This is a genomic window from Acidovorax sacchari (assembly GCF_042847045.1).
GTDB classification, from domain to species: Bacteria; Pseudomonadota; Gammaproteobacteria; order Burkholderiales; family Burkholderiaceae_C; genus Paracidovorax; species Paracidovorax sacchari.
Genome location: NZ_AP035783.1, coordinates 4,192,110 through 4,207,635 on the forward strand (window position 1 = coordinate 4,192,110; position 15,526 = coordinate 4,207,635).

Below are 15,526 nucleotides of genomic sequence, written 5' to 3' on the forward strand. Positions count from 1 at the left end.
GCGGACGCCGTGGAACCGGCTTTGCCGGGCCACCGGCGGCGTCCCTCTGCCCGCCGTGCGCAGCACGGCGAGAGCGGAGGGAAGCGGCGCAGCCGCTCAGGGAGGTGCTGTTCACTAGTCGGAAGTGATCTTGCGCGTTTCGATGAGCTGCTTCCAGCGGGTCCATTCGCGGGCCTGGAAGGCGGTGAATTCGGCCGGCGTGCTGGCCACGATTTCCAGGCCCTGCTCTTCCATGCGCCTGCGCACGGCCAGGTCCTTCATCGATGCGATGGCGGCAGCGGCGAGCTTGTCCTTCACGGCGGCGGGCAGGCCCCTGGGCGCGACCATGCCCTGCCAGGAATACACCTCGGCACCCGCCACCCCGGCCTCGGCCAGCGTGGGCACGTCGGGCAGCACGGGCGAACGCTTGCTGCCGGTGACGGCGATGGCATGCAGTTTGCCCGCGCGGATGTGCGGCAGCACGGCGTTCACGTTCTGGAAAGAGAAGTCCACCTGGTTGCCCAGCAGGTCGTTGATGGCCGGCGCGCCGCCCTTGTAGGGGATGTGCAGACCCTGCGTGCCGGTCTGCTGCCAGAACACCTCCGCGGCCAGGTGGTCGGAAGAGCCGTTGCCCGAACTCGCGAAGCTCACCTTGCCGGGCTGGGCCTTGAGCTGGGCGATCACCTCGGGCACCGTGCGGGCCTTCTGCGCCACGTTGGCCACGAGCACGTTCGGCGCCTGCACCGGCACGGTGATGTAGTCGAAATCCCTGGTGGCGTAGTAGGGCACGTTCTTCTGCAGGTGCGGCGTGACGACGAAGGCGCCCAGCGAGGACACCAGCAGGGTATGGCCATCGGGGGCCGAGCGTTTCACGAAGCCCGCGCCGATGGTGCCGGTCGCGCCGGGCCGGTTGTCCACCACGAAGCTCTGGCCCAGCCTGTCCCCCATGTACTGGGCCATGGCGCGCGCCACCATGTCGGTGGATCCGCCCGCGGGGAACGGGACGATGATGGTGACCGGCTTGTCCGGCCAGGCTCCCTGCGCGAACGTGGACGGCGCAGCGCAGAGCATGGCGGACAGCGAAAGGGCGGCGCAGAGGCAGCGCCGGAATCGGGTGGCGGACATGTCTTTTGTCTCCTGTTTTGCGGATGTTAACGTTAACATCCATCAAACGCAGAGGGTAAACCCTGCACGATGGATTGGCAGTTCCGGCGCCGGCGCCATCACGCGGAGCGGCACACCCTAGACTTGCCGGATGGCCCTGCCCCCCGACTCCCCTGCCCAGCCCCCCGCTCCGGCCGCCCGCCCCGGGTCGGCGCCCCGCGCCGCCGTCACCTTGCGGGAAGTGGCCGACCGTGCGGGGGTATCGATGATCACGGTCTCCCGCGCGCTGAAGACGCCGCAGCAGGTCAGCGAGGCCACCCGGGCCCGCGTGGAGGAAGCCGTGTCCGCCCTGGGCTACGTGCCCAACCTGCTGGCGGGCGGCCTGCGCTCTGCGCGCAGCCACCTCGTCATGGCCCTGGTCCCCACCATCCGCGGCCAGCTGTTCGGGGAAATGATCCAGTCGCTCACCGATGCGCTGCATGCGCGCGGATTCCAGGTGGTGTTCGGCGAAGTGGGCTACGCAGCGTCGCGCGAGGACGAACTGCTGCGCGCCATCGTCGGGCGGCGCCCAGACGGCATCGTGCTCACGGGCGTGATGCATTCCCCCGAGGGCCGGCGCCTGCTGCTCGCTTCGGGCATTCCCGTGGTGGAGACCTGGGACACCACGCCCACGCCGATCGACATGCTGGTGGGGCTGTCGCACGAGCGGCTGGGCGAGGCCGTCTGCCGCTACCTGCATGGCCGCGGCCGTCGCCGCCTGGCGCTCATCAGCGGCGACGACGAACGCGCCGCGCGACGCCAGCGGGGGTTTTCCGAAGCCGCCCGGCAGCTGGGCCTGCAGGAGCCGGTCCTGCGGCGGGTGCCCGCCCCCACGTCGCATGCCCAGGGGCGCGAAGGACTGGCTGCGCTGCGGAAGGCCGCCCCCGACATCGATGCCGTGTTCTGCAGTTCCGACATGCTGGCGCTCGGGGTGCTCACGGAGGCCCGCGAGCGCGGCATCGCGGTGCCGCTGGACCTGGCCGTGGTGGGTTTCGGCGACATCGAGTTCGCCGCCACACTGGCGCCCAGCCTGACCACCGTGCGCATCGACGGCACGCGCATCGGCCGGATCGCCGCGTCCTTCATCGCCGACCGGGCGGAGGGCCGCGCCGTGCCCGAACCGCGGGTGGACATCGGGTTCTCGATCGTGGAGCGCGAGAGCGTGTGATGCGATGCCGGCAGGCGCAGCCACGCAGGGCGTGTTGCGCTTCGCGGTACCGCAAGGCCCTGCGCTCTTCCATCCGGCCACTGGCGGCGTTCGCGCAGGATGGAAAGATGACATCCATTCCTCCATCATTCCGTCCGGGCCGCACCGAATCCGCCCGGCCCGCAAACCCGTTGCCCGGCGGCGAAAGCGGCACGGCACCGCCGTCGCCGACCCGCCGTTCATCCCGCCGCGATGCGGCAGGACCGCTGGCAGAGCTGCGCGGCATCCGGGGACCGGGCCTTGGCCGCCCACCATCCCGCCCAGGGCTGCGCGCCCCCCGGCAGGCGCCGGCGACAGCGCTCTGGCCCGCGCTGCTGTTCGCGGCGCTATGGACCCGGGCGGAAAGCTCGCGGCCAGCGCGGACGCCGGTGCCCCTGTCCGCAGCGGAAGCGGCGGTGCTCGAGCGGCTCAAACAATCCCGCCCCGCCCGGCCGCAGAACTGCATTCTGTTCAGCGACCCCAACAAGGACCCGGACGACGCGGTGTCCTTCGTCATCGGAAAACCCTTGCAGGACATGGGGCTGGCGAAGATCCACCATGTCGTGACCACACTCGGGCCCGCCGAAGTCAGGAAGGAACGCGCGCGATTCGCCAAGGGGGTATTCGATGCCCTCGGCATGCCCGAGGTCGCCGTATCGGCGGGCCGCGAGTACGACATGGGCCGGCGATCGGCAGACCACGGTGTCTTTCTGCGGCGCGGAGAGCCGCTGCGCGCGCCGGAGGGGCGCCTGGCGCCGGAAGCAGGGCAGGACATCGGCGGCAGCCTGGCACGCCTGGAGGGCAAGGCCACGCTGGTGGCGATCGCCGGAATGACCGATGCCAATGCCCTGCTGCAGCAGCACCCCGCGCTCGTCAGGGAGAAGGTGGAACGCATCGTCATCATGGGTGGCATCGAACAGGCCCCGGACGCCGAAGGGTGGGTGCAGCCCGACGAGCGCGCCTACAACAACCACACCGACCAGGCCGCCGCGCGCGCGTTCTACCGCACGGCCCAGGAATACGGCATTCCGCTGCGCATCGTCAGCAAGGAAGCCGCCTACCAGGCGGCAGTGCCACCAGAGCTCTACGAAGCGCTGGGCAAGACCGGCCACCCGGTGGGCAGCTATCTGATGGACATCCAGCGCGACGCACTCAGGCATCTGTGGCGGAGCATCATGGAAGGCCAGATTGCCCGGCTCGACAAACGCTGGTTCTATGACACGTTCGTCGCCCGACCCGGGCAGGACGCACCGGCCTTCGAGGCGTGGCGGGCGTCCGCCGAGGCATCCTTCGACGCGGTGTGGGAAAGCATCAGCCGGCTGAACCTCTACGATCCGCTCACGCTGCTCGCCGCCGCCGACGGGCCCGCAGGCATGTTGTTCCGCCCGGCCGCCGTGGAAACGCGGGGCACGGGCGGGGTGGAACTGATCGGGGCCGGGCAGGTGGCAGCCCCGGCGGACGCCAGGAACCTGATGTCCGCGCTCGCCAAGACCGCGCTGGGAAGCTGACGGGATCAACGCATCGGGATCACGAACACCTTGCGCGGCGCCGTGCATCCCGGACCTTCGTAGGGTTCGCTGTCGCGCTCCCAGCCAGGGCCGGGAGACACCTGCGCGCAGACGCGCTGGCCATCCACCTTGCTGCGCCAGTAATACCAGGCAGCCGGACCGGCGTGCGCGGCCATGCAGCACAGTGCTGCCAGTGCGGCGCAGGCCGGCAGGCGCCATGCCACCTTTCTTGCCATGGCCTTGTCGAGCATGCGGAACTCCTTCGGCCGCCGATATCCGCGGCGATCCTGGCCGCATTGTGCGGCCCCCGTGTGAAGCCGGCGCAAAGCAGGGATTTGCCGTGGGCCGTCAGCGATCGGGAAACGGCGCGGTCACGATCCAGCCTTCCAGGGGGTCCATGCCGGCAGGCAGCCCGTAGAGTGCATCGCCCCGGGCATGGCGCTGCGCGGCCCACGCGGCCTGCACGAGGCACAGCACGGCATCCAGGCTGTCGCCGCTCGCGTCACCGGCCAGCGTGTCCCGCTGCGCGTGCGTGAGCGCCAGCCGCAGGCCGAGGCGGGTCGCACCGGCCTCCAGACCCGCGACCAGGTCCTTGCGGGCGATGAAGCGCTCGGTGGTCTGCTTCGCCGCTTCGTCGCTCTTGTAGCTGCGCCGCCCGAGGATCTCGCGTGCCAGCAGGCCCGGGTAGGCCTCCAGCGCCACGCGCGCCGGATCACCGGCCTGCAGCCCCGGAATGTGCACGCCCGCATCGATCAGCAGCGGCAGCCCCGCGTGCAGCATGTAGGCCACGGGCGGGTTCACCCATTTCATCGAGGTGCTGGAGCCGGCCGGCCCGTCGGTGGCCCGGTGGGCGAACTTCGCACCCACGGGGCGCGCGGCGCAGAACGCAGCGAAGGTTTCGCGGATCTGCGGCCGGGTGAGGCCGCGGTAGTGGGCCATGCTGCCGGCCCAGTCCATGGGCCAGCCCAGCGCCTCCAGCAGGCCGCGCGGCAGGCCGAACGGCAGGTCGAAGCCGCCCACCCAGGCGCCGGGAGCTGCCAGCCAGCGGCCGAAGGACTCCAGTGTTTCGAACCGCTCCAGCCCCGACAGCGCCACCCGGCCCCCGCGTTCGCGGCCGAGCGCGAGCACGATGGGCTTGCGCCGGCCGGGGCTGCTGGAGAAGTCGCAGCCGAGCAGCATCGGCCCGGGGACAGGTGCAGCGGGGAGTTCCGTTGCCGCCATCCATCACCCCAATGCCAGCGCCACCACGCCGGCCGCGATGAGCACGGCGCCCGCCAGGCGCGCCGCGCGGTCGCCTTCGCCGAGCAGGTGGCCGCCGATGAGGGCCGCGAACAGCATCGACACCTCCCGGGCCGGCGCGACATGCGACATGGGCGCCTCCTGCATCGCATAGAGCACCAGCACGTAGGCCACCGGGCTCACCACCGCCACGGCGACAGCGAAGCGCCACTGGGCGCGCCAGAGCCGCCGCGCCGCAGGCACGTCGCGCAGCACGACCGGAGCCAGCAGCGCCACCCGCACGAAGTTGCCCATGTAGTCCACGAGGATGGGCGACATCAGCAGCACCTTCACGGCGTAGCCATCCACCACGGTGTAGCTCGCGATGAAGGCGCCCGTGAGCAGCCCGTAGGCGATGCCCTTGTGCACGCGGGCGCGCGCGGCGGGATCGTGCGATGCCCGCAGCAGAGCCGGTCCGCCGGCGATGAGGAACACCCCGCCCACCACGCCCGCGATGCCGGCCAGGCCCAGCGCGCTGATGTGCTCGCCCAGGAAGGCGATGGCCACGAACGAGGACAGCAGCGGCCCCGAGCCCCGCGCCACGGGATACACCACTGTGAGGTCCGCCTTGCGGTAGCCGCGCAGCAGGATCACGTAGTAGGCGACGTGCAGCAGGCCGCTGGCGGCCACGAAGCCCCACTCCACGGCGCCCCAGAGCGGTACGGCCTCCCGGCCCAGCCATGCGCCGACCGGGGCCCAGACAACCATCATCACCACCGAGGTGAAAAAGGCGAAGCGCGCATCGCCCCCCGCCTTCTTGGCGACGATGTTCCAGCCCGCGTGGATGAGGCCGGCCAGCAGGATGAGGGCAAAGGCGGAAAGGGGCATGCGGGGCCCTGCGGCGGCAGGGCGGTAGCGGATCGGGAAGCGCCCGGCGGCCCGGGAGGCTGCAGGCGCGCCGCGTCAGGTGCGGCCGATGACCGACGCCGTGGCCATGAGCTCTTCCAGCAGCGCCAGGGAGACCCGGCCGGACACCAGGTACGGATCCAGTTCCGGCTTTTCGGAATACTTCAGCAGGGTCGAATGGTTGATGCGGCCGAGGTTCACCTGGCCCATGGTCCAGCCGCCGAAGCGGCGCTCCTCGATCTCCTCGAAATGCAGGAGCTCGACGTCCTTGTGGCGGGCGTCGCGCAGGATGTGGCCATAGAGCTCGTTCACGGCGGAGCGGCCGCCCTCGATGGCCTGCAGGAACACGCCGCCGCCATAGCACAGCACCCCGGTGATGCCGCTGCCCGGGTTGTGCTGGCGCGACCGGGCCAGGATGTCTTCGATGGCCGCGCTGGAGGTGTCCACCGCGCGGCTCGCATAGAGCAGGCGTACGAGCATGTCAGGTCCTTCCGGGGATGAGCGAGAGGAATTCCCGGCGCAGCGCAGCGTCCTTCAGGAAGACGCCGCGCATCACCGAGTTCAGCATTTTGCTGTCCATCTCGCGCACGCCCCGCCAGGACATGCAGAAGTGGCTGGCCTCCATCACGATCGCGAGGCCGTCGGGCTGGGTCTTTTCCATGATGAGGTCGGCCAGCTGCACCACAGCCTCCTCCTGGATCTGAGGGCGCCCCATCACCCAGTCCACGAGGCGCGCGTACTTCGACAGGCCGATGACGTTGGTGTGCTCGTTGGGCAGCACGCCGATCCACAGCTTGCCGATCACGGGGCAGAAATGGTGGCTGCAGGCGCTGCGCACGGTGATCGGCCCGACGATCATGAGCTCGTTCAGGTGCTCGGCATTGGGGAACTCGGTGATCGCGGGCTGCTTGACGTAGCGGCCCCGGAACACCTCGCCCAGGTACATCTTCGCCACGCGGCGGGCGGTGTCCTGGGTGTTGTGGTCGCCGGCCGTGTCGATGACCATGCTGTCGAGCACGCCCTGCATCTTGGCCTCGACCTCGTCGAGCAGCTGCTCGAGTTCGCCGGGCTCGAGGAAGTCGGCGATGTTGTCGTTGGCATGGAACCGCTTGCGGGCCGCGAGCAGGCGCTCACGGATCTTGGCCGAGACAGGCGCGCCTTCGGGCGGGGGCACACTGTTCGGATCGTCGGCGAGGTGTGTGAACATGCAAGCGATGGTACCAGCGATGCGCCAACCCGGCTCGACCAGGGTTTCGCCGTCTCCGGCAGCGCCGGACGGCCTCATCAAGCTACCAAATAAATAGCAACCACCCGTTAGCGAAGGCCGCCTCAATACCGGCTGCCGGTCACCCACAAGGCCAGGCGCATGAGCGCGAACGCCACCCGGTCGCGCAGCCGCTGCCCCCAGGGGCGCGCCCCGTAGGCCTGCGGGTCCAACTGCCGGCCGGCGTGCTCCATGGCGTCCACCAGCCGCGCGCGCAGCTCCCGCGCGAATCCCGCGTCCTCCACGACCACGTTCGCCTCGCGCGCCAGCAGCATGGACAGCGGATCGAGGTTGGACGAACCGACGGTCGCCCAGGGATGCTCGCCCTGCGCGTCGATCACCGCCACCTTGGCGTGCAGGAAGCTCGGCGCGTACTCGTGGATTTCCACCCCGGCCGCCAGCAGCGCGCCATAGACCGGGCGTGCCGCGTGGTACTGCATGAAATATTCGTAGCGCCCCTGCAGCAGCAGCCGCACGCGCACGCCGCGGCGCGCGGCCAGCACGAGCGCGTGCCGCAGCTTGCGCCCCGGCAGGAAGTAGGCGTTGGCGATGATGACTTCGTGGCGGGCGTTGCCGATGGCGCGGCGGTAGGCGCGCTCGATGCGGCTGCGGTTGCGCAGGTTGTCGCGCAGCAGCAGCCCGGCGCGCAGCCCGTGCGCCGCCGCGGCCCCGCCGGGCTCGGTCTCCCGGGCCATGCGCTCCGCCTGGCGCGCCTGCGCGGCGGCGCGCAGATCGCGCATCAGCTCGGCCAGCCGGCGCTGCCGCGCGTCGCGCGTGGCCTGCAGGCGCCACCAGACCTGCTCCATGGCTTCGCCGGCCTCTTCCACGAGGCGGCCTTCCACCCGCACGGCGAAATCGAACCGCGGGGACTCCAGTGCGCCATGGTTGGGGTCGTGCAGGTCGTCCAGCACATTGATGCCGCCGCAGTACAGCACGTAGCCGTCCACCACGCACAGCTTGCGGTGCAGCCGCCGCCAGCGCCTGGGCAGCAAGAGGCCCAGCGGGCCCAGCGGCGAGTACACCTGCATGCGCACGCCCGCCTCCTCGAAGCGCTCGGGCCACGGCGAGCACAGGCGGCCCGTGCCCACCCCGTCCACCACGAGGTGCACGCGCACGCCCCGGCAGGCCGCGCGGATCAGCGCCTCCGCGATGTCGGCGCCGGAGCCGGTGCAATCGAAGATGTAGGTTTCGAACTGGATGTCCGAGATTGCCGCATCCATGTCGGCCACCAGGGCGGAGAACAGCTCCGCCGAGCCCTGCAGCAACGCCACGCGGTGCCCGCCGGACAAGGCCGCCGGTGCCACGCGGCGCCGGCGCAGGGTGAAGCGCGGTACGCCCCGCTGCGGTGCAGGGGCGGCCGCCGGCGCGGCGGAACGCGGGGCCGGCGGCGTCACAGCCGGAATTCCGCGATCAGCGGCAGGTGGTCGGACATGCGCCACCAGATGCGGCCGCGCGGCACGTGCAGGCCCATGGGCTCCATGCCGCGCACGTACACGTGGTCCAGTTGCACCAGCGGCAGGCGTGCGGGATAGGTCAGCGCGCGCGGCTCCCCGTCGTATTCGCGCAGGCCGAACGCCGCCAGCGCGTGCTTGACCTGCTGGCCCCAGTCGTTGAAGTCCCCCGCCACGACCAGCGGCGCGCCGGGCGGTACTTCCCGCGCCACGAAACGCTGCAGCTGCGCCACCTGCCGCACCCGGCTGCCCGGGATCAGGCCCAGGTGGACCACGATGGCGTGCACGCGGCGGCCCTGCACCTCGACCTCCACATGCAGCAGTCCCCGCTGCTCGAACCGATGGTCCGACATGTCCTCGTGCTGGTGGCCGATCACCGGCCAGCGCGTGAGCAGCGCATTGCCGTGCTCGCCATGGCGCGTGAACGCATTGGTGCGATAGACGGCTTCATAGCCCTCCGGGGCGAGGAATTCGGCCTGGGACAACTCCGGCCAGCGCGGGAAGTGCAGTGCACCGCGCCGGTGCACCTTGCGCACCTCCTGCAGGCAGACGATGTCGGCGTCCAGCTGTTCGACCGCATGGCCGAGGTTGTGGATCTCGAGCCGGCGGGCGGGGCCCAGGCCCTGCACGCCCTTGTGGATGTTGTAGGTGGCAATCCGGAGAATGCCTGCGCCGTCGGAGACGTCCCATGGTTCCATGGCGCGATTGTGGCGCAGCCGCACGGCCTCTCGCACTTTCCCTCTCCCGCTTCCGGCCGCCAGGCCCTACACTGGTACGTCGCCTCTCCCACTCCTCCGACGCCGCGCCGCGGCCTTCCATGTCCAGCGCCAAAGCCGCCCACCTCGCCGAATCGCAGGCCCTGGTCATCGATGGCAATGCCACTTCGCGCAGCATCCTGGTGGCGCAGCTGCGGGAGTACGGCATCGCGCGCGTGGTGCAGTGCAGCAGGGTACAGGACGCACGCGCGCGGCTGGAGCACAACCTGTTCGACTACGTGCTGTGCGAGCAGTACTTCCCGGAGGCGGGGCAGTCCGGGCAGACGCTGCTCGACGACCTGCGCCGGGCGCAGTTGCTGCCTTTTTCCACGGTCTTCTTCATGGTGACGGCCGAGGCATCGTACGCAGCGGTGGCCGAAGCGGCCGAATCCGCCCTCGACGGCTACCTGCTCAAGCCGTTCACGCCCAGCGCCCTGTTCGAACGGCTGTCGCTGGCGCGGCTGCGCAAGAACCACCTCAGGCCCATCTTCGACGCGATCGGCGAAGAAGACTTCGAGGGTGCGGCAAAGCTCTGCGTGCAGCGCTTCGAGACGCGCCAGCCCTACTGGCTCTATGCCGCGCGCATCGGCAGCGAACTGCTGCTGCGGCTGGGCCGGCACGACGAGGCCCGCACGCTGTTCGAGGCCGTGATCGAGGCACGCGCCCTGCCCTGGGCCAAGCTGGGCGTGGCACGCTCGCAGATCGAGGCCGGCCAGGCGCCGCGGGCGGTCACCACCCTGCAGGGCATCATCAGCGACGATGCATCGTTCGCCGACGCCTACGATGTCCTCGGGCGCGCGCAGGTCGAGATGGGCCAGTTCGAGGAGGCGCTGGGCACCTACCGCACCGCGGCGCAGCTCACGCCCGACTCCGTCGTGAGGCTGCAGAAGCTGGGCATGATGGCCTATTACCTCGGAGACCACGATACCGCCACGAAGATGCTCTCCCGTGCTGCCGTGCTCGGCCTGGACTCCAAGCTCTTCGACTACCAGTCGGTGGTGCTGCTCGCGTTCAATTACTTCGACACGACCGACCGCAAGGGGCTGGAGCGCTGCATGGCGGATTTCGCCCGCATCCGCGAGCGCCATCCGGCCAGCCACCGCCTGCTGCGCTTCGAGAACGTGGTCCGCACCCTGCAGCTGATCCTGCAGCGGCAGTTCGCGCAGGCGGTGGCCGGCGTGCGCGGAATGGCCGCGGAGGCCGCGGCCCCGGATTTCGACTTCGAGGCCGCGTGCAACCTGGTGGGGCTGCTGGCCGTGCTGACACGCACCTCCATCGACCTGCAGGACGCCCCCGGATGGGTCGAATCGCTGGGCATGCGCTACTCCAACACGCGCAGCCTCTGCGAACTGCTGGCACGCGCGGGCAGCCTCTGCCCGGAGTACGCGGAAGCCCTTCGGGCCTGCCTGCCACGGGTGAACCGGGCAGCCGAGGAAGCCATCGCCCGCAGCCTGGGTGGCGATCCCGCGGGCGCGGTGGACCAGCTCCTCGTACATGCGGAAGCCACGCTGAACACCAAGCTGCTGGACCTCGCGCAGCAGGTGCTCACGCGCTACGCCGCCCGGCTGGACGCCGCCGTGGCCTCCGATCGCCAGGAACGCATCGACGCATTGCGCGCACGCTGCGGCCATGCCCCTGCCCGGGCCATGCTCGGCCAGGGAACGGAACGCAAGCCCGGGGAACTGGTGCTGCGCTCCGGCCGGGCCCCTGCCCCTGCGGCGGCCAGGGCGGACACGGCCACCCCGGCCCGGGAGTCCGGCGCGGACGAGGGTGGCGCGGAGGATGCCGCCGGCATGCTGCGCCTGCGCCCGGTCTGAGTCCCCGGCCGCACACTCACCCGGCGCTGCCCGGCCCGTGGCGCCCGGCGAACCGGGGCAGCCACAGGCAGGCCTCCGCATTCGATGGCGAGAAGCAGGCCAGCGCGGCCTGGCGCCAGGGCAGCCACTGCCAGGCATCGTGCTCCCGCGGGCTCAGCACGACCGGCGTACCCGCCGGCACGCACAGCCCGAACAGCCGCTCGCGGTTGCGCACCACGCCCGGCGCATAGCGGTGCAGCCACTGGGGCCAGATGTCGTACTCGTTTTCCAGGAACCAGTCGGTCAGCACATGCCCCGGTGCGCGCGCGTCGATGCCGGTCTCCTCGAACACCTCCCGGACCGCTGCGGCTTCGAAGGTTTCCTCCGGCCAGTCCTTGCTGCCCGTGACGGACTGCCAGTGCGGCTCGCCACCACCAGCGCGGCGGATCATCAGCACCTCGAGCGCGGGCGTATGGATCACCACCAGCACCGACTCGGGCAGCTTGAAGGTGGCGGGCAGCACCTCCATCGACCGCCTCAGCCGCCGACCGGGCGCGTGCGCACGGGCACCGCCGGCGGCAACTCCTTCGCCTGCAGCGCGCGCACCTGCGCCACGAGCTGGTTGTGCGCATCGAGGAATGCCGCGGCGATCACCTTGCCCTCGTTGGTATTGCTCCAGCCGGCCCCTGCGCCGCCGCCCAGGCGGCCCAGCACCAGCCCGCCCACGCCCAGGTCGGTGGTGCGGGCAGAGCCCGTGGCGGCGGCCACCTGCTCCGTCGTCTCGTTGTCCGACAGCAGCAGGGCCGTCTGGGCCTCCTTGAACTTGACCTGCTCCGCGAGGCCGATGAGGCCGGCCATGTCTCGCAGACCGGGGATCATCGCGAGGATCCCGCCCAGGCCCCGCCCGGCGTCCTGCTCGCTGAAAGTGACGCTCGGGGTCAGCGTGTACTGCGCCTCGTAGCCCCGGCCCTTGTGCACCGTGGTGTCCTTGCGCAGCACGCCCGCCTCGCGCAGGTCCTGCTCCTGCACCGTACCGCGCAGGCCGGCGGAGCGGTCCACCACGCGGAAACACCCGCTCTGCTGGGCGAGCAGCTTGACCAGCGGCACGGGCGAGGCCGGCAACTGGTAGGCCGAGCCCATCACGTAGCCGTTCGGGTTCTCGGCCAGCGCCAGCGTGGCGACCGGCGCGTCGCAGCGCACCAGTTCATGCGCCGCATTGCGCGCGCCCTGCGGGCCGGCCGAACCGCTGACCACGGAACCGCCCTCGCCCAGTTCCGTCTTCTTCTCGCCGCAGGCCGCGAGGGCCAGCACCGCCGCCAGGGCCGCGGCGCCCTTCGAGAAATTCCGCATGTGACAGGTTCCTCGCATAAAAAAATGGCAGAAGCCGCGAGGCCCCTGCCATGTCGGGTCCAACCGTTGCCGGCCTCCGGTCAGGCGGCCCTGGCGGCGTCCGGGTTGCGCAGGCGGATGTGCAGCTCGCGCAACTGCTTTTCGTCCACCGGGCTCGGCGCCTGCGTGAGCAGGTCCTGCGCGCGCTGCGTCTTGGGAAAGGCGATCACGTCGCGGATCGACTCGGCGCCCGTCATCAGCGTGATGAGGCGGTCCAGGCCGAAAGCCAGCCCGCCGTGCGGGGGCGCACCGTACTGAAGCGCGTCCAGCAGGTAGCCGAACTTGGCGCGGGCGTCCTCGGGCGTGAGCTTGAGGGCCGCGAACACCTTGCTCTGCACCTCGGCACGGTGGATCCGCACCGAACCGCCGCCCAGTTCCCAGCCGTTCAGCACCATGTCGTAGGCCTTGGCGAGGCACTTGCCCGGGTCCGTGTCCATCAGGTCTTCATGGCCGTCCTTGGGCGCCGTGAAGGGATGGTGCACTGCCACCCAGCGCGCGTCGTCCTCGTCGTATTCGAACATGGGGAAGTCCACCACCCACAGCGGCGCCCAGACGTTCTCGAACAGGCCGTTCTTCCTGCCGAACTCGCTGTGGCCGATCTTCAGGCGCAGCGCGCCGATCGCGTCGTTGACCACCTTGGTCTTGTCGGCTCCGAAGAACAGCAGGTCGCCGTCCTGCGCGCCGGTGCGCTTCAGGATCTCGGCGATGGCCGCGTCGTGGATGTTCTTCACGATCGGCGATTGCAGGCCGTCGCGGCCCTTCGCCAGTTCGTTGACCTTGATGTAGGCCAGGCCCTTGGCGCCGTAGATCTTCACGAACTCGGTGTACGCATCGATCTCGCCGCGCGACAGGCCGCCGTTCTCGCGTGCGCCGCCAGGCACGCGCAGGGCCACCACCCGGCCGCCCTGCATGTTGGCCGCGCCGGAGAACACCTTGAAGTCCACGTCCTTCATGACCTCGGTGAGTTCGGTGAATTCGAGCTTCACGCGCAGGTCCGGCTTGTCGGAGCCGAAGCGGAACGCCGCGTCCTGGTACGTCATGATCGGGAACTCGCCCAGGTCCACGCCCAGCTGGGTCTTGAATACCTCGGTGACCATGCGCTGGAAGATCGCGCGGATCTCTTCCTCGTCCAGGAACGAGGTCTCGCAGTCGATCTGCGTGAATTCGGGCTGGCGGTCGGCGCGCAGGTCCTCGTCGCGGAAGCACTTGGTGATCTGGTAGTAGCGGTCATAGCCGGCCACCATCAGCATCTGCTTGTAGAGCTGCGGCGACTGCGGCAGCGCGAAGAACTGCCCGTCGTGCACGCGGCTGGGCACGAGGTAGTCGCGCGCGCCCTCGGGCGTGCTCTTGCCCAGCATGGGCGTCTCGATGTCGATGAAGCCTTCCTTGTCCAGGAAGTTGCGCACCTGGATCGCCGTCTTGTAGCGCAGCATCAGGTTGCGCTGCATGTAGGGGCGGCGCAGGTCCAGCACGCGGTGCGTGAGGCGCGTGGTCTCCGACAGGTTCTCGTCGTCCATCTGGAACGGAGGCGTCACGGAGGGGTTGAGCACGTTCAGCTCGTGGCACAGCACCTCGATCTTGCCGCTCTTGAGGCTGTCGTTGGTCGTGCCCTCGGGGCGCGCGCGCACCAGGCCCTTGACCTGCACGCAGAACTCGTTGCGCACGCCTTCGGCCGTCTTGAACATGTCGGCACGGTCGGGGTCGCACACCACCTGCACGTTGCCTTCGCGGTCGCGCAGGTCGATGAAGATCACGCCGCCATGGTCGCGGCGGCGGTTCACCCAGCCCGCGAGGGTGACGGTTTGGCCCATCAGGGCTTCGGTGACGAGACCGCAATAGTGGGAACGCATGGCCATGGGTGCTTCTTCCTGCGCCCGCGAAGGGCGCCCAAACTGGAGGGAGGTATCGAGCGCGACCGTGCGGGACGCGCCGAAAGGGAAAGGGTTACTTGGAATCGGGGAGCGTGAGGTCCGGAGGCGCCACCACGCCCATCGACACGATGTACTTCAGCGCGGCATCCACGCTCATGTCGAGCTCGACGCAGTCGCTCTTGCGCAGGATCACGAAATAGCCGCCGGTCGGATTGGGCGTCGTCGGCACGTACACGCTGACGTAGCCGTCACGCAGGTAGGCGGCCACTTCGCCGCTGGGCGTGCCGGTGATGAACGCGACGGTCCAGACACCCTCGCGCGGCCACTGCACGAGCACCGCCGTGCGGAAGGCGTTGCCGCTTTCGGAAAACAGCGTGTCCGAGACCTGCTTGACGCTCGAGTAGATCGAGCGCACCACCGGGATGCGGCTCACGAGCGCGTCGCCCCACTCCACCAGCTTGCGGCCCGCGAAATTGCTGGCCAGCGCGCCCACCGTGAGCAGGATCGCGAGCGTGAGCAGCACGCCGAAGCCGGGGATGTGGAAGCCCAGCAGCCGGTCGGGCTGCCAGTTCTCGGGAAGGATCTGCAGCGTCTGGTCGAGCGTGCTGATGATCCAGTGCAGGACCCAGGCGGTGATCACGCCGGGCACGATCACCAGCAGGCCCGTGAACAGCCATTTGCGCAAAGCGGACATCGATGGGCGTTCAGCTCTTGGAGGTGGGTGCGGCAGGCGCCGCGGCGGAGGCTGCCGGCGCTGGAGCAGGTGCAGCCGCGGGGACGGGAGCGGGTGCCGCGGCACCTTCGGCGGCCGGCGCGGGGGCGCTGGTGCCGCCGCCGCTGCCGCCGCGGAAATCGGTCACGTACCAGCCCGAGCCCTTGAGCTGGAAGCCGGCGGCCGTGACCTGCTTGGAGAACGTCTCGGCGCCACAGGCGGGGCAGACCGTGAGCGGGGCATCGGAGATCTTCTGCAGCACATCCTTGGCATGGCCACAGGAGCCGCATTTATAGGCATAGATAGGCATTTTTTACCGTGCTATTGAAGGCGCGAAGGAGGGTTTGC

16 protein-coding genes are annotated in these 15,526 nt (G+C 70.1%); 3 read left to right on the top strand and 13 right to left on the bottom strand.

Translation table 11 applies throughout. The features are described 5' to 3' along the window. Positions 1–114 precede the first annotated feature (114 nt). Positions 115–1,104, bottom strand: a complete 990-nt coding sequence (locus ACGHC0_RS18610; protein ID WP_368352382.1) for a Bug family tripartite tricarboxylate transporter substrate binding protein — start codon at positions 1,102–1,104, stop codon at positions 115–117. A 130-nt stretch (positions 1,105–1,234) separates the two neighbouring features. Between ACGHC0_RS18610 and ACGHC0_RS18615 the strand changes: the two genes are divergently transcribed. Further along, complete coding sequence (locus ACGHC0_RS18615) at positions 1,235–2,290, top strand: LacI family DNA-binding transcriptional regulator (protein ID WP_368352383.1); 1,056 nt, start codon at positions 1,235–1,237, stop codon at positions 2,288–2,290. Between the two features lie 305 nt (positions 2,291–2,595). Beyond that, complete coding sequence (gene xopQ, locus ACGHC0_RS18620; RefSeq protein WP_415268435.1) at positions 2,596–3,816, top strand: type III secretion system effector XopQ; 1,221 nt, start codon at positions 2,596–2,598, stop codon at positions 3,814–3,816. A 5-nt stretch (positions 3,817–3,821) separates the two neighbouring features. Here the strand turns inward: xopQ and ACGHC0_RS18625 are convergent, their stop codons facing one another. The 7 genes from ACGHC0_RS18625 to ACGHC0_RS18655 form a co-directional block, all read right to left on the bottom strand. Then, positions 3,822–4,067, bottom strand: coding sequence for a hypothetical protein (locus tag ACGHC0_RS18625; protein ID WP_368352384.1), 246 nt, complete (start codon positions 4,065–4,067; stop codon positions 3,822–3,824). A gap of 97 nt (positions 4,068–4,164) precedes the next feature. Then, a complete protein-coding gene (locus ACGHC0_RS18630; RefSeq protein ID WP_415266423.1) occupies positions 4,165–5,037 on the bottom strand; it encodes a DUF429 domain-containing protein in 873 nt (290 codons plus the stop codon). Positions 5,038–5,040: 3 nt separating this feature from the next. Next, complete coding sequence (locus ACGHC0_RS18635) at positions 5,041–5,922, bottom strand: EamA family transporter (RefSeq protein WP_368352386.1); 882 nt, start codon at positions 5,920–5,922, stop codon at positions 5,041–5,043. A 75-nt stretch (positions 5,923–5,997) separates the two neighbouring features. Then, positions 5,998–6,420 (bottom strand): BLUF domain-containing protein, encoded by a 423-nt coding sequence (locus ACGHC0_RS18640; RefSeq protein ID WP_368352387.1) that lies wholly within the window; start codon positions 6,418–6,420, stop codon positions 5,998–6,000. 1 nt (position 6,421) lies between these two features. Continuing rightward, positions 6,422–7,147 (bottom strand): GTP cyclohydrolase I, encoded by a 726-nt coding sequence (folE, locus tag ACGHC0_RS18645; protein WP_368352388.1) that lies wholly within the window; start codon positions 7,145–7,147, stop codon positions 6,422–6,424. Positions 7,148–7,269: 122 nt separating this feature from the next. Further along, a complete protein-coding gene (clsB, locus tag ACGHC0_RS18650) occupies positions 7,270–8,523 on the bottom strand; it encodes a cardiolipin synthase ClsB (protein ID WP_415268436.1) in 1,254 nt (417 codons plus the stop codon). Between the two features lie 71 nt (positions 8,524–8,594). Beyond that, entirely contained in the window at positions 8,595–9,353 is a 759-nt protein-coding gene (locus ACGHC0_RS18655; RefSeq protein WP_415266424.1) for an endonuclease/exonuclease/phosphatase family protein, read from the bottom strand. 119 nt (positions 9,354–9,472) lie between these two features. Between ACGHC0_RS18655 and ACGHC0_RS18660 the strand changes: the two genes are divergently transcribed. Continuing rightward, entirely contained in the window at positions 9,473–11,227 is a 1,755-nt protein-coding gene (locus ACGHC0_RS18660; RefSeq protein WP_415266425.1) for a response regulator, read from the top strand. A gap of 16 nt (positions 11,228–11,243) precedes the next feature. Here the strand turns inward: ACGHC0_RS18660 and nudB are convergent, their stop codons facing one another. The 5 genes from nudB to ACGHC0_RS18685 form a co-directional block, all read right to left on the bottom strand. Continuing rightward, the gene (gene nudB, locus ACGHC0_RS18665) at positions 11,244–11,735 is read right to left on the bottom strand and encodes a dihydroneopterin triphosphate diphosphatase (protein ID WP_415266426.1); all 492 of its coding nucleotides are present in this window, start codon (positions 11,733–11,735) and stop codon (positions 11,244–11,246) included. Positions 11,736–11,743: 8 nt separating this feature from the next. After that, entirely contained in the window at positions 11,744–12,556 is an 813-nt protein-coding gene (locus ACGHC0_RS18670) for a CsgG/HfaB family protein (protein ID WP_415266427.1), read from the bottom strand. A gap of 80 nt (positions 12,557–12,636) precedes the next feature. Further along, positions 12,637–14,451, bottom strand: coding sequence for an aspartate--tRNA ligase (aspS, locus tag ACGHC0_RS18675; protein ID WP_368352394.1), 1,815 nt, complete (start codon positions 14,449–14,451; stop codon positions 12,637–12,639). A gap of 88 nt (positions 14,452–14,539) precedes the next feature. Beyond that, positions 14,540–15,160, bottom strand: coding sequence for a DUF502 domain-containing protein (locus tag ACGHC0_RS18680; RefSeq protein WP_019702129.1), 621 nt, complete (start codon positions 15,158–15,160; stop codon positions 14,540–14,542). Between the two features lie 10 nt (positions 15,161–15,170). Then, positions 15,171–15,488, bottom strand: coding sequence for an FmdB family zinc ribbon protein (locus ACGHC0_RS18685; protein WP_415266428.1), 318 nt, complete (start codon positions 15,486–15,488; stop codon positions 15,171–15,173). Positions 15,489–15,526: the final 38 nt, after the last annotated feature.